Here is a 13,156-nt window from a genome sequence, read left to right as displayed (position 1 = left end):
TGGTTATCCCCTCATATATCTTTTTTTGATCCAGTGAGGCATTCTCTCTTTAATAGCCTCTTGGATAGTGACGTTTAAAATCTTCAAGATAGAAAAAACGATCGCCATTTCCACAATGATTTCATCCAGAAACTCATCTGTGTAATTTCTAAGTTCAGTTCTTTCAACATCAGTAAGCATTCTTACTTGTGATTCAGCTACGATTCTTTGAACTACTTTCTTCCGTTCTTTTCTTTCATCTGACTCGATCTCTTGAAATATCTCAAGATCGTTCGTTGATTTAACATCTGCCAGTTGGCCATCCATGGATTTGAAAAATCCTAAGTATTGATAACTGATGTCTCCTGTTAATTCATCAGTAGCTTGATACCCGTTTTCTTTCATTGCCTCTAGATACTCGATAGCCTTGTCGATATTGACATTGGCTCCATTAAAATGATCACTTATTGTTGCATTTGGTGTACTAGCATCGATCGCTAATTCTTTCTGCCTCTTTCCCGAAAGAAATAATGATAGTTTTAAGGTCCGACCGATTTTTGCTGCTTTCGGCATGCTTTCACTCCTTTTATTCGTTATTGTTTTTGGCACAAACGGCCATTTGTTGTTTAAAATGAACTTAAGCAACAAGTTCTGGTATTGAGGCGAATTGCCACTTTCTATCAATATATCTATAAATGTCCTGCGCTAAATCATCTGTAGCTAAGAAACGAATAATGATTTCTTCAACACCGCCAGTGTTTGTGAAAAGTTCGCCTTCAATACCGATCGAAATGCTAAACTTGCGTTTAATTGCAGGAATAATCATTTCTATATAGCGTGGTAAAAATCCCGAATCGACATTCGCTTTAATCATTTGTGGTTTGTCTTTCATTTCATCACCTCCTGACGTGTCATTTCGCGTAGTTCAGGTTCAAAAAAAAGAGTCCATTCAAAATCTAAAGCATCTGCTATTTTCATAGCTTTTTCAACAGATGGTCTCCGCCTCCCTTGCTCTATAGATGAATAAGTTGTTCTTGGAATGTTTGATAACTGAGCAACTTCATCTTGTGTTAGATCTTTTTCCAAACGCAATTTAGTTAACCAATTTTCCATAAAAATGATTCTCCTTTCAATGTGTCGTATTGCGTACTTTTATATTACTACGCATTTTGACACATGTCAACAAATAATTATTCTTTTTGACACATCTTATTTTTTTATTTTAACATACGCGCATTGCGTAGTATCATTATTACATATTGAAGCATTGGAGGTGCTTAGATGTTTGGTCATAGACTTATGGATTTAAGAAAGCAAAAAAAATTAACCCAAGCTGAAATGGCCGATATTTTGGGAGTCGCACGTACTACATATTCATCCTATGAACAAGGTAGACGTACCCCTGATGTTGATATTCAAAATAAAATAGCAGATTATTTTAAGGTCAGCCTTGATTACTTGCACGGTAGAACCGATTCAACGAATACTAAAAAAGATCCTAATCTCCTCATTGCAACTCACGTTGATGATGATTTGACTGAAAAACAAAAACAAGAAGTACAAGACTTCATCAAATTTATTAAGATGAGAGACCATGACAAAGAGTAGGTGATGTATTTGAATATTTCTGAACGTTTGATGGCTAAATATGATGAACTCACATATAAATTTGAAAAAGGTATGCCAGATCATCAGGATGGGCTAATTATTGGGAAAACAATATATTTGAGACCGGGGCAATCAGCAATTGAATTGGCAGCCACAATTTCTGAAGAAATTGCTCACTACCTTACCTCAGTTGGTGATATAACGGATCTAGATAGCCCTACCAATCAAAAACAAGAGAAAAGAGCTCGTGATATTGGAGCTGTGATGCTAGTGTCACCTTATGACATCATAGATTGTTTTGAGGCGGGATGTGTCTCTATTTGGGAATGTGCTGAACATTTGCAAGTGTCTGAAGTAACATTTAAGAATGCAGTAAAATGGTATGCAAGAAAATGGAACGGCATTAAAACAGAAAACAACTACACTCTCCTATTCCAACCGAATGGGACTGTAGCAGTTTTAAAATCATTTAATAATTTTTAGGAGATGGATGTTTTACTTCTGTTTCTATATAGTTGGAGGTGAGGAAAACGTTATTTGTTACTTCTGTTAATGAAAAAATGATGAATGGAAAAACTAACCCTTTTTCAGTTAAATGTAATAATGGGAAAACATATATTTTAAAAGGTATTAACGAAGACTGTTCAAAACTGACTCTTTTCAATGAATTAATTTCTTATAGACTGGCAAATTTATTGGAATTACCAATACCTCATTGCGAACTTGTTCAATTGCCACAGTCTGTCATTGACGATAATTTCCTATTAAATCAATTACATTTTGGGAATGGAACATGTTTCGCGAGTGAATACATGTTAGGTGCAACTAGAATAAGTCCAATCATTCTAAATCAAATTACTAATAGTAGTGATATACCAGGAATAGTACTCTTTGATCAGCTTATTTTAAACAACGACCGATCAAATAATGATGGAAATTTCTACTACGATAGAAAAAACAAGCGATTGATAATAATTGACCATTCACATATTTTTGGCGGGTGGCAACATTGGGAAGTTGCTGATTTAAAAAGGCTGATTGATATCCCTCCTAAAATTATTGATAATTTAGATGGGAAAAACTATCGTTATTTAGTACCTTATATAAATGGAAACAGTCCTTTTTCTAAAGTAACCAAAATTATTTCAAAAATTTCGCCAAAAGAAATTGATGGACTTTTCGAAAATATTCCTATAGAATGGGAAATCGAAAGAGAAAAAATTGAGGTAGCAAGAGAGTTAGTTCATCATCAAATCAAGAACTTCAATCTAATTTTACCTCAATTAAAAGATTGTTTCACTTTATGGAAAGGAGCTTGTTAAAACATGAAAAATTTCAAACTTTTTTATGCAGTGTTACAATACATGCCCGATCCAATCCGTAGAGAATCTATTAATGTTGGGTTGGTTTTTCATATACCTTCTCAAAAATTTTGTAAATTTATAAAGATAAAAAATAAGCATCGATTAAAATCTTTTGATGATGAATATGATCCTGACTTCATTTCTTTAATGTTTGAGTCTTTAGATTTCGAATTTAATTCAGAAAGTCTCGACTCATATACTGATCGCTTCGATAATATTTTTAGCGAATCTTTTCTTTCAGAAAACACAAAATTCTATGTAAATGAATTTAGATTTCTTCCCACAGAAACTATTGTGACAAACAATCAAGATATAAAAAAAGATATGTATGATATCGAAAGAACATATTTATATTACGATCGACCTAAAGGTGAACGAATAAGTACTCAAGAAGTTAAAGTTCTTATGAAGAAAAAATTATCTGAATATAAAATAAAAAATGAACTCAAAGAATTAAGTTTGCAAGGTGATTTTTCTAACTCTGATATTTTTGATTTCTACTATGACAATCACCTCTTTCGTGCGGTTTCTTTTGATAAAGATAAAATAGGAGCACTTTCTAATGAATTGAAAGTTATCTATTATGATCTCTATTCAAGAAAAGATGTGCTAAAAAAGTATACCATCAATTTAGTAATTGATAATGAAGTTGACTTTGTTGAAGATTCCTCCTCTGTATATAGTATATATAAGGATTTTGAAAACAAAATTTCAAATGATTTTGATAATGTAACGCTTTACCCTCTATCAAAATTTGCAGAGAAAGTACTTACAAATAGTTTTTAAAAAAAGCCTTCGGGCTTTTTTTCCCAAGATCAAAAGAACATACGTTCGTAATATCGTTGGTAAAATACGACTTATTCCCTCAATAAAAATATTGTAGGGAATTTTGAGCGTATTTTCGGATTTAATGTTCAGAACTACGAAAGGAGAATTCTCATGGCTTCTATAAAAAAATACTATCTGAAGAAAGCAAAACAATATAGATATGAAGTTTTCATTTCAAACGGAATCAATCCCGGAACAGGAAAACAAAACAAGATACACAAAAAAGGATTCAAGTCATTTGATGAAGCAAATAGTTACGCCAAAATAATTGAAGGAAAAATTGCATCAGAAGAATATTTCAAAGAAAATCCACAGAACTTAACTATAGAAGAATTTCTTGAGGATTGGGTAACCAATTATAAGCAAGCAGTCAAAGAAGGTACAAGAGTAGTTCACAGAGCCAATATAAGGATGTATATCATTCCCTATATTGGAAAATATTCTTTGAACAAATATACTCGAGCTGATCATCAAAAGTTTATTAATCTACTACTTACAAAGACAGGTTTAGGAAGAAGCGGACAAGGTTTGTCCATCACTACTGGCAAGAGCGTAAATGCGACGCTGAGCAATGCTTTCAAAAAAGCAATTCAATTAGGATATATAAAAGATAACCCAACTCAATTCGTTGAATTCCCAAGATTGATTGAGAAAAAAGAATCGATCAGATATTATGATCTGCAGCAAGCTGATAGATTTTTAGATTTTGCGAAAAAAGAATCCGAGGTTTTGTGGTACCCCTTCTTCCTACTAATCTTTGATCAAGGATTGAGGAAATCAGAAGTAATGGGTTTACAGTGGCAGGATATTGATTTCGGTGGGAATATGATCAGTATTGAAAGAGAACGGTTAGGATCAGTTGAAAAAGGTCTGAATATTAATGCTATCGTAACTGACGACCCAAAAACACCAGCTGGAATCAGAAGTATACCTATGACTAAAAGAAGCAAACAAGCGCTCCTTGCTTTTAGAAATCATATCCTGAGTTCTTTTGGTACTTTCCCTTCTACTGAAGATGGCGAACAATTTATCTTTTTGCAAACCAGTAAGAGATACAAAGGAAAGATAGTTCGTGATCGATCGGTGAATGGCGCATTTAATCGGATTGCTGAAAAAGCTGATTTGCCGAAGATTAGAGTTCACGATGGCAGACATACATTTGCTGTCAGGTCTCGGCAAGCTGGTCTGTCTTTAGAAGATATCAAAGACTTTCTTGGGCACAAAGACATTTCAACAACTCAAATCTATGCCCACATTTCACCAGAAGTCAAAAAGAGGTCTATGGAACAATTCGAAAACTACATCGAAAGCGAAAGAAAAAAGCACTCGCAATGAGTGCTTTTTATTTGTCACTATCACCAAAACTATCACCACTTACAAACCAAAGCGAACATGTTTCGTTCACCATCAATTTACAAAAGTGCGAAAAGTATTGGTTTATAGACGTTCGTTCAATTCTTTTGCAAGATCTTCGAAACCTGGTTTGCCAAGTAAGGCGAACATGTTTTTCTTGTACGCTTCAACCCCTGGTTGGTCAAATGGGTTCACACCGTTTAAGTAACCAGAGATACCTACAGCGATCTCAAAGAAGTACATCGTGTAACCTAACGTGTACGCATCCATTGTAGGAATTTTTACTAACAGATTAGGTACATCCCCATCTGTATGGGCAAGTAACGTTCCTTCAAAAGCTTTCGTATTAACAAAATCAACTTCTTTTCCTTCTAAGTAGCCAAGACCATCAAGATCTGCTTCTTGTGTAGGGATCGCAATTGATTTGCGTGGTTTTTCAACTTTTACGACAGTTTCAAAGATATTGCGACGGCCTTCTTGGATGTATTGACCAAGAGAATGCAAATCTGTTGAGAAGTTTGCACTTGAAGGATAGATCCCTTTTTGGTCTTTTCCTTCAGACTCACCGAATAATTGTTTCCACCATTCTGAGAAGTATTGCATGCCTGGTTCGTAGTTGATCAGCAATTCGGTTACTTTGCCTTTGCGATAAAGGATGTTACGCATTGCTGCATATTGATACGCTTCATTTTTTTCAAGGTCGTCACTTGCGTAAGCATCGCTAGCATCTGCTGCCCCTTGCATCAAGGCATCGATATCTGCTCCGCTGGCAGCGATTGGTAATAAACCAACAGCAGTCAATACAGAGAAACGGCCGCCGACGTCATCTGGAATGACGAAGGTTTCCCAGTTTTCGGCATCTGCTTCAACTTTTACTGCACCTTTCGCTTTATCCGTTGTTGCGTAGATCCGTTTGTTGGCTTCTTCTTTGCCGTATTTTTCAATCAAACGTTCTTTGAAAACACGGAAAGCGATCGCTGGCTCAGTAGTTGTTCCTGATTTTGAGATCACATTCACAGAGAAGTCACGGTCACCAATGATTTCGATCAAATCTGCTAAGTAAGTTGAAGAAATCGAATTACCGGCAAAAAAGATTTGTGGTGCTTTGCGTTCTTCATTTGGTAACAAGTTAAAGAAAGAATGATTTAAGAAATCAATCGCTGCTTTCGCTCCTAAATAAGATCCGCCGATCCCGATCACGACTAGTACTTCAGAATCAGATTGAATTTTTTCAGCCGCTTTTTTGATACGCGCAAATTCATCTTTGTCATAATTTTTAGGAAGGTCGATCCAACCTAAAAAGTCGCTACCAGCACCTGTTCCTTCGCGTAATTGTTTGTCTGCTGCTGTAACTTGACTTTGCATGTAGCTCAATTCGTATTCGTTCACGAATGGTGCTACTTTCGAATAGTCAAACTTGATGTGTGACATGATTTGTCCTCCTTGAAAAAATAGTTTTTCATACACTACCTACTTTACGTTTTTTTCCAACTTTTTTCAAGTAATTCCTGATAGATAGCCTGTCAGGTGATTTTAGACAAGTCCTTGAGCAAACATTGCTTTAGCAACTTTTTCAAAGCCTGCGACGTTCGCACCTAACATAAAATTATTTTTTTGATCGAAGGTTTCAGCTGTATCACGGCATGCTTCATAGATCGACTTCATGATATCATCCAATTTGGCATCGACTTCGGCTTTTTCCCATTGCAATCGTTGGGAGTTTTGACTCATTTCTAAAGCAGAAACGGCTACGCCGCCGGCATTGGCTGCTTTTCCTGGGCAGTAGAAAATTCCTTCTTCAATAAAATATTCTGCTGCTTCTAATGAGCTAGGCATATTCGCGCCTTCAGAAACGACCCGGACGCCATTGGCTTTTGCACGTTTGGCTTGCGAGAGATCAATTTCGTTTTGGGTCGCACAAGGAAAGGCTAATTCCGCTGGAGTATCAAAATCCCAGACAGTTGCCCCTTCATGATATTCCGCTGATGGCCGTTCCTTGGCGTAAGCCGTCAACCGTTCGCGTTTCACTTCTTTGATCTCTTTTAATAAGGCCAGATCAATGCCGTCTTTGTCATAAATAAAACCAGAGGAATCAGAACATGTAACAGGGATCGCACCTAATTCTTGCAATTTCTCAATTGCATAGATCGCAACATTGCCGCTTCCAGAAACGATCGCTTTTTTGCCTTCAAATGTTTCACCTAAGTCTGTCAATAAATGCTTAACGAAATAAACAGCGCCATAACCCGTTGCTTCTGTGCGGTTTTTACTGCCCCAGAAGTCTAGTGGCTTACCGGTTAAAATCCCGGCATCATATTGTTTCAATCGTTTGTAGGCACCAAACAAATAGCCGATTTCCCGACCTCCGACACCAATGTCGCCAGCAGGAACATCTAGGTCAGGTCCGATATGTTTTGACAGCTCCGTCATAAAGCTTTGGCAAAAACGCATCACTTCGGCATCTGATTTGCCTTTTGGATCAAAGTCACTTCCGCCTTTGCCGCCGCCGATCGGCAGACCCGTCAAGCTGTTTTTGAAGATTTGCTCAAACGCCAAAAACTTCAAAATACTCAAGTTTACACTTGGGTGAAAACGCAAGCCGCCTTTGTAAGGCCCCATTGCAGAGTTGAATTGAATCCGATAGCCACGGTTTACTTGCCAGTTGCCTTGATCGTCTTGCCACGGGACTCTGAATTGGATAAAACGTTCTGGTTCAGTTAAGAGTGCAAGGATATTTGATTCAATATATTCTGGATGCTCCTCTAAAAAGGGAACGATCGTAGGCAAAAATTCGTCAATTGCTTGAAGAAATTCCGGTTGGTGTTGGTCTTTCTCGTGAATCTTCGCTTGAATTTCTTTCACGTAAGCTGAAGCTTTGGTCATAGTGCATTACCTCCTTTAAGATATTTTCTATTTTAAAGAAATTTTCTGAAATTGCACGCTTTTTTTTAGAATTGTCAGAATTTTTTATCATTCGAAAAAAATCGCCCTCTCCTTTCAGCAGTCATAGGCGATGTGTTACAATCCCAAAGAGGTGAGAAGAATGGAAAAAACCTATGATGTCATCGTTGTTGGTGCAGGTACGAGCGGTATGATGGCTGCGATCACCGCTGCCAAACAAGGTGCTAGGGTCTTATTAATCGAAAAAAACAAAAAAATCGGCAAGAAACTATTGATGACTGGCGGCGGACGTTGCAATGTAACTAATAATCGGCCGGTAGATGATTTAGTTGCTCATATTCCAGGAAACGGCAAGTTTTTGTATAGTACGTTTTCCCAATTCAATAACTATGATGTAATGGCGTTTTTCGCAGACTTAGGTGTCGTCTTAAAAGAAGAAGACCACGGACGGATGTTCCCTGTGACGAACAAATCAAAAACTATCGTCGAAGCGCTGCTTCAAGCAATCAACGATCATCACGTCACCCTGTTGACGAATACGGTCGTAACCAAGCTGATCCATGATGGCAGCCAAATACGCGGCGTACGAACCGAAACCGATGAGTTCTCTGCCCCAAGCGTGATTTTGACAACGGGTGGCCGCACCTATCCTTCCACGGGCGCGACGGGGGACGGCTATAAGATGGCGAAAAAAGTCGGGCATACCATTACGCCGCTTTATCCAACCGAATCGCCGCTTGTTTCAGAAGAATCTTTTATTCAAGAACGGACCTTGCAGGGCATTTCCTTACAAGACATCACCTTGAGCGTCTTGGATCAAAAAGGAAAGCCCATCGTCGCCCATACCATGGATCTTTTGTTTACCCACTTTGGGTTATCTGGTCCAGCTGCTTTGCGCTGTTCCTCTTTTGTGAACCAAGAATTGAAAAAGCAGCAACCAGTGACGGTTGTTCTGGATTGTCTGCCGACGAAAGCCCAGGAAGCCTTGACCCAAGAATTAATTCAGTCTGCGGCTTCGAAGAAACAATTGCCGAATGCTTTAGCTGGCTTTTTGCCTGAGCGCTTGATGACCTTCTTTTTGCAGCAGCTAGACTTGCATGAGCTGGTTGCTGAAAAAGCCTCACCGGAACAGTTGACGGCGCTCGCTTCCTTGATCAAAGGCTTTTCAATCACCATTGTCCGCACGTTCCCATTAGAAAAGTCCTTCGTGACGGGCGGCGGGGTCCATCTGAAAGAAATCAATCCTAAGACCATGGAAAGCAAGAAAATCAATGGCTTGTATTTTGCCGGTGAATTGCTGGATATCAATGGTTATACAGGTGGTTTCAACATCACCGCTGCGTTTTGCACGGGTCATGTTTCTGGAAAAAACGCAGCAGAAACAGCTAGTTATTTCAGTTATTGATCGACGACCCAGGTGTTGGCAGCAATATCCTTGCCGTTGCTGCCAACACCTGGGTCTCCTCTCTTTTTGCTTATTAGTTGGGTTTTTCTCAAAGTAGGCGTAGACTAAAGATAGCAAGATCGAGGGAGGTTTTTTTTATGAAACGAATTTCAAGAGGTAAATTTGAACGAATGCAAAAACTTTCAAATGAGGACGGTGTGATTGCCGCACTAGCGATCGACCAACGTGGTTCCATGAAAAAAATGATGAAGGCGGCAACTGGACCGGATGACTTTACGATGGAACACATTTATGAATTCAAACAGTTGGTTTCCCAAGAACTGACCAAATATGTCAGCAGTATTCTGTTAGATGAGGAATATGGCTTCTTAGGGATCGAAGCAAAGAATCCCAATGCTGGCTTGATCCTTTCCTATGAAAAAACAGGCTATGATGTCAACACGCCGGGTCGTTTGCCAGAGATTTTACCCAATGAATCGTTGCAGCGCTTGGTGAAAAAAGGTGCGGATGCTGCAAAAGTCTTGGTTTATTATAATCCAGATGAACCCCAAGAGATTTTAGATACCAAACATGCGTTTTTGGAGCGTTTAGGTACGGAGGCACAGGCGGCCGATATTCCCTTATTTGTGGAACCGATCGTCTATGATGATGAGATCACAGATGACAAATCACCTGCTTTTGCCAAGATCAAACCGAGCAAGGTCATCCGAACCATTCAGGAATTGACGAAAGATCACTACCATATCGATATTTTGAAAGTCGAAGTACCGGTTCAGTTCGACTTAGTGGAAGGCTTCCAAAAAGAAGGCTTAGAGGCCGTCTATACGCAAGAAGAAGCAGCCAATTACTTCAAAGAAGCCAGTGACGCCGCGACTCGGCCATTTATCTATTTGAGTGCGGGAGTTCCAGCGAATGTCTTTCGCGATGAATTGACCTTTGCTGGTCAACATGGTGCCAAATTCTCAGGAATCTTAGGAGGTCGAGCAACTTGGCGCGATAGTGTGGAAATTTATGGGAAACAAGGTGCCAAAGCGTTGTTGGAATGGCTGGACACCCAAGGGAAAGAAAATGTTGAAGAATTAAACGCCATTCTAAAACAATATGCCACTCCATGGTTTGACTTTTATGGTGGTTTAGAAAATATTGAGGTTTTCGATATTGAAGTAATGGAATAAAATAGTACAAAATAATCCCCGTGAACGGCATTTCAAGATGGTTCACGGGGATTTTTTATTCGTGTTCAGGTGCCAACAAATCGGCAAAGATCGCCCTAGTCAATTGTTGCAACGCTTGTGGGGCAAGCCCCATCTGCAACCCGCGCTTTCCTGCAGAAACCACGATTTCTTCCAGTGTCTGCGCCCCACGATCAATATAAGTAGGAAAGAGCTTTTTCATCCCGATCGGCGAACAGCCGCCGCGAATATAGCCAGTCGTTTCTTCTAAATCTCTCAGATGCAGCATCTCTACTTTTTTGTTTCCACTGACTTTGGCTAACTTTTTCAGATCCACTTCTCTGTTTCCAGGAATCACAGCCACTAGCGGACCTGTTTTGTTGCCCACTGCCACCAGCGTTTTGTAGATGGCTTGCGGGCGTGCTAGTTGCACAGCGACGGATTGCGCATCGAGATGGTCTTCCGACCACTCATAGGTATATTCGTTATAAGCGATTTTCTGTTGTTCTACTTGACGGATCGCATTGGTTTTTTGTTTCTTCTTCGCCATTTTATCCCTCTTTTGTTTTGGTTTCTTTTAAGAGAAGGCCTTGGCTGGTCTTACTCATTGAGTGAAAATTCTTGTAAGTAGTTGGTCATTCGTTCGATCGGTATTTGTCCAGGTGCTGAAGCACCTTGCAACGAAGCAAAAGTAAAGACCGAACCAGTCAATGCCCCACTAACCCGGCTGATTTTCCCCAGCTCCCCCATCGACATGATCGCCAACGGCAGTTGGTTGAAGCCACGCGCTTTAGTAATGATCCCCATCAAACGTAAAACATCTTGGACTTGCTTGGGCATCATCGCTAACTTGCCAACATCGGCACCAAATTGATTCATTACGCCGATCTTTAAAATCAACACAGCATCTTCTGGCGTTTTCTCAAAATCATGATTGCTCAATATCAGCTTTACCTGTGCCTTTTTGATTTCTTGAATAAAGGCTCGACCTAAAAATTCAGCTTTCTCTAATTCGACATCGATCCAATCGATCAAGCCTGAATCAGCAGCAGCTAAACACAATTCTTTGTACTGGGTCAATGTGAACGCCCGCTCGCCCCCTTCTTCCAAGGTTCGAAAAGTGAAGAGCAGCTCTTTGTGCTTTAATGTCGTGCGAATATGTGATAACGCATCTAAGACCGCTTGCTGGTCTTCGACATGTTTGTAATGATCAACACGCCATTCGACGATCTGTGCCTCTGATTCCTCAGCAGCAATGGCTTGTTTCAAGATCTCTTCATTGGTTTTCCCAATCAATGGCACACAAATCAACGGTGTTTTCCCGTCTAACGTTACTGGTTTTGATCGGCTCATCTACTTCACTCCTTTTTCATTTGATAAAAGAATACTTTCAGATAGTTCCCTTCGGAAAAATGCTTATCTACCGCAAAATCAGCTGGTAGACGATAACTTTGAATACATTCATAAGCAACGTGTGCTTTCTCTAAGGATGCTTCGATCATTTCTTGAAACTTCCTCGGTGAAAGATTGGCCGCATTCGTTGAGGCGATCAACAAGCCATCAGGCGCTAAAATCGCCAAACTATCAGTGACTAAGTCGCCATAATTTTTCGCAACCGAGAAGACCTTTTTCTTGTTGCGGGCAAAACTCGGCGGATCTAAAACGATCACATCAAAGCGCAAGTCTTTTTTGCTGGCATAATTGAAGTAATTGAAAACATCCATGACATGGATACGCTGGGTATCTGGATCAATGCCGTTGACTGCAAATTGTTCGCGGGTCTTTTCTAGACTGCGTTTTGCCAAATCGACGCTCGTTGTTTGAGCAGCGCCACCGACAGCAGCAGCGACAGAAAACGCCCCCGTATAACTGAACATATTTAAAACCGTCTTGCCAGCTGCCAAGCCATCAACAAGTTGCCCACGAACTTCTTTTTGATCCAAAAAGATGCCCGTCATTAATCCTTCGTTCAAATACGTCGCATACGTGACGCCATTTTCCTTCACCAGTAAGGGTTCAGGTGCCGTTTTTCCATAGACCCATGCTGATTCAGGCAGATCAGACGTAAAGCGGATTTTTTCATATGCCCCTTTGATCTCGGGAAAGATTTGACGAAAAGCCGCCACGATCGCTTTTTTATGTTGATAAAGGGTGGCATTGTACCATGAAAAAACGACATACTCGCCATACAAATCTACGGTAAGTCCCCCCAATTGATCCCCCTCGCCATTAAACAGACGAAAGGCATCTGTCAGGTCATCTTGATAGTAAGCACTGCGTTTGCCTTTTGCTTTCGCAAAGCGTTGCGCAAAGAATGCTTGGTCGATCACTGTTTCTTCAAAGGATACGACCCAGCCGATCCCTTTATTTTGTTCCCCAAGATAGCCGACACCTAAGAAATGGTTGGCCTGATCAATAAAGGTGACCCACTCCTTCGTCTCGATTGCTTGTTGAAGATCTTCTCGTTGGATCAACGGATTCTTTTTGCGAAGCTTCGCTGATCCTTGCTTCGTTAGTTTTATTTTCATGTTCATCTGCTCCATTCA

15 protein-coding genes are annotated in these 13,156 nt (G+C 39.8%); 7 read left to right on the top strand and 8 right to left on the bottom strand.

The features are described from left to right. Positions 1–3 precede the first annotated feature (3 nt). From IGJ26_RS04775 to IGJ26_RS04765, 3 genes are all read right to left on the bottom strand, one after another. A complete protein-coding gene (locus IGJ26_RS04775) occupies positions 4–552 on the bottom strand; it encodes a hypothetical protein (protein ID WP_430599905.1) in 549 nt (182 codons plus the stop codon). A 64-nt stretch (positions 553–616) separates the two neighbouring features. Further along, a complete protein-coding gene (locus IGJ26_RS04770) occupies positions 617–871 on the bottom strand; it encodes a hypothetical protein (protein ID WP_430599904.1) in 255 nt (84 codons plus the stop codon). Continuing rightward, the gene (locus IGJ26_RS04765) at positions 868–1,092 is read right to left on the bottom strand and encodes a helix-turn-helix transcriptional regulator (RefSeq protein WP_430599903.1); all 225 of its coding nucleotides are present in this window, start codon (positions 1,090–1,092) and stop codon (positions 868–870) included. Before IGJ26_RS04765 ends, IGJ26_RS04770 begins: the two co-directional genes overlap by 4 nt. A gap of 168 nt (positions 1,093–1,260) precedes the next feature. Between IGJ26_RS04765 and IGJ26_RS04760 the strand changes: the two genes are divergently transcribed. From IGJ26_RS04760 to IGJ26_RS04740, 5 genes are all read left to right on the top strand, one after another. After that, positions 1,261–1,587 carry a helix-turn-helix domain-containing protein gene (locus IGJ26_RS04760; protein WP_016608663.1) on the top strand — a complete coding sequence of 109 codons (327 nt, stop codon included), beginning with the start codon at positions 1,261–1,263 and terminating at the stop codon, positions 1,585–1,587. A gap of 3 nt (positions 1,588–1,590) precedes the next feature. Continuing rightward, complete coding sequence (locus IGJ26_RS04755) at positions 1,591–2,070, top strand: ImmA/IrrE family metallo-endopeptidase (protein WP_430599902.1); 480 nt, start codon at positions 1,591–1,593, stop codon at positions 2,068–2,070. A 38-nt stretch (positions 2,071–2,108) separates the two neighbouring features. Continuing rightward, positions 2,109–2,909: a HipA family kinase gene (locus tag IGJ26_RS04750; protein WP_430599901.1), complete on the top strand. Its 801-nt coding sequence runs from the start codon at positions 2,109–2,111 to the stop codon at positions 2,907–2,909. Positions 2,910–2,912: 3 nt separating this feature from the next. After that, positions 2,913–3,737, top strand: coding sequence for a DUF3037 domain-containing protein (locus IGJ26_RS04745; protein ID WP_430599900.1), 825 nt, complete (start codon positions 2,913–2,915; stop codon positions 3,735–3,737). A 153-nt stretch (positions 3,738–3,890) separates the two neighbouring features. Next, on the top strand, positions 3,891–5,114 hold the full coding sequence (locus IGJ26_RS04740; protein ID WP_430599899.1) for a tyrosine-type recombinase/integrase: 1,224 nt from the start codon (positions 3,891–3,893) through the stop codon (positions 5,112–5,114). Between the two features lie 102 nt (positions 5,115–5,216). Here IGJ26_RS04740 and IGJ26_RS04735 read toward each other — a convergent pair whose 3' ends face one another. Beyond that, on the bottom strand, positions 5,217–6,563 hold the full coding sequence (locus IGJ26_RS04735; RefSeq protein WP_005229134.1) for a glucose-6-phosphate isomerase: 1,347 nt from the start codon (positions 6,561–6,563) through the stop codon (positions 5,217–5,219). Positions 6,564–6,665: 102 nt separating this feature from the next. Continuing rightward, positions 6,666–8,015, bottom strand: coding sequence for an NADP-specific glutamate dehydrogenase (gdhA, locus tag IGJ26_RS04730; RefSeq protein WP_061053892.1), 1,350 nt, complete (start codon positions 8,013–8,015; stop codon positions 6,666–6,668). 160 nt (positions 8,016–8,175) lie between these two features. Between gdhA and IGJ26_RS04725 the strand changes: the two genes are divergently transcribed. Both IGJ26_RS04725 and IGJ26_RS04720 read left to right on the top strand, forming a co-directional pair. After that, positions 8,176–9,438: an NAD(P)/FAD-dependent oxidoreductase gene (locus IGJ26_RS04725; RefSeq protein ID WP_086316975.1), complete on the top strand. Its 1,263-nt coding sequence runs from the start codon at positions 8,176–8,178 to the stop codon at positions 9,436–9,438. A 137-nt stretch (positions 9,439–9,575) separates the two neighbouring features. Beyond that, positions 9,576–10,613, top strand: coding sequence for a tagatose 1,6-diphosphate aldolase (locus IGJ26_RS04720; RefSeq protein WP_005237193.1), 1,038 nt, complete (start codon positions 9,576–9,578; stop codon positions 10,611–10,613). 55 nt (positions 10,614–10,668) lie between these two features. Here the strand turns inward: IGJ26_RS04720 and ybaK are convergent, their stop codons facing one another. From ybaK to IGJ26_RS04705, 3 genes are read right to left on the bottom strand one after another with little or no spacing between them, the layout of a single operon-like run. Then, positions 10,669–11,160 carry a Cys-tRNA(Pro) deacylase gene (ybaK, locus tag IGJ26_RS04715; RefSeq protein WP_005237194.1) on the bottom strand — a complete coding sequence of 164 codons (492 nt, stop codon included), beginning with the start codon at positions 11,158–11,160 and terminating at the stop codon, positions 10,669–10,671. A gap of 50 nt (positions 11,161–11,210) precedes the next feature. Further along, positions 11,211–11,963, bottom strand: a complete 753-nt coding sequence (aroD, locus tag IGJ26_RS04710; RefSeq protein ID WP_005229128.1) for a type I 3-dehydroquinate dehydratase — start codon at positions 11,961–11,963, stop codon at positions 11,211–11,213. Between the two features lie 5 nt (positions 11,964–11,968). Further along, positions 11,969–13,138: a class I SAM-dependent rRNA methyltransferase gene (locus tag IGJ26_RS04705; protein WP_042890257.1), complete on the bottom strand. Its 1,170-nt coding sequence runs from the start codon at positions 13,136–13,138 to the stop codon at positions 11,969–11,971. Between the last annotated feature and the right edge of the window lie 18 nt (positions 13,139–13,156).

Origin of the sequence: Enterococcus sp. AZ095a (assembly GCF_050546735.1) — a bacterium.
Classification (GTDB): domain Bacteria; phylum Bacillota; class Bacilli; order Lactobacillales; family Enterococcaceae; genus Enterococcus_D; species Enterococcus_D entomosocium.
The sequence above is the reverse complement of the archived record's forward strand: the minus strand, read 5'-3'. Positions and strand labels throughout refer to the sequence as shown.

Excerpts from the sequence above, each read along its gene's own strand:
- IGJ26_RS04775 (WP_430599905.1), bottom strand. The coding sequence starts at position 552 with ATGCCGAAAGCAGCAAAAATCGGTCGGACCTTAAAACTATCATTATTT.
- IGJ26_RS04770 (WP_430599904.1), bottom strand. The coding sequence starts at position 871 with ATGAAAGACAAACCACAAATGATTAAAGCGAATGTCGATTCGGGATTT.
- IGJ26_RS04765 (WP_430599903.1), bottom strand. The coding sequence starts at position 1,092 with ATGGAAAATTGGTTAACTAAATTGCGTTTGGAAAAAGATCTAACACAA.
- IGJ26_RS04760 (WP_016608663.1), top strand. The coding sequence starts at position 1,261 with ATGTTTGGTCATAGACTTATGGATTTAAGAAAGCAAAAAAAATTAACC.
- IGJ26_RS04755 (WP_430599902.1), top strand. The coding sequence starts at position 1,591 with ATGTATTTGAATATTTCTGAACGTTTGATGGCTAAATATGATGAACTC.
- IGJ26_RS04745 (WP_430599900.1), top strand. The coding sequence starts at position 2,913 with ATGAAAAATTTCAAACTTTTTTATGCAGTGTTACAATACATGCCCGAT.
- IGJ26_RS04740 (WP_430599899.1), top strand. The coding sequence starts at position 3,891 with ATGGCTTCTATAAAAAAATACTATCTGAAGAAAGCAAAACAATATAGA.
- IGJ26_RS04735 (WP_005229134.1), bottom strand. The coding sequence starts at position 6,563 with ATGTCACACATCAAGTTTGACTATTCGAAAGTAGCACCATTCGTGAAC.
- gdhA (WP_061053892.1), bottom strand. The coding sequence starts at position 8,015 with ATGACCAAAGCTTCAGCTTACGTGAAAGAAATTCAAGCGAAGATTCAC.
- IGJ26_RS04725 (WP_086316975.1), top strand. The coding sequence starts at position 8,176 with ATGGAAAAAACCTATGATGTCATCGTTGTTGGTGCAGGTACGAGCGGT.
- IGJ26_RS04720 (WP_005237193.1), top strand. The coding sequence starts at position 9,576 with ATGAAACGAATTTCAAGAGGTAAATTTGAACGAATGCAAAAACTTTCA.
- ybaK (WP_005237194.1), bottom strand. The coding sequence starts at position 11,160 with ATGGCGAAGAAGAAACAAAAAACCAATGCGATCCGTCAAGTAGAACAA.
- aroD (WP_005229128.1), bottom strand. The coding sequence starts at position 11,963 with ATGAGCCGATCAAAACCAGTAACGTTAGACGGGAAAACACCGTTGATT.
- IGJ26_RS04705 (WP_042890257.1), bottom strand. The coding sequence starts at position 13,138 with ATGAAAATAAAACTAACGAAGCAAGGATCAGCGAAGCTTCGCAAAAAG.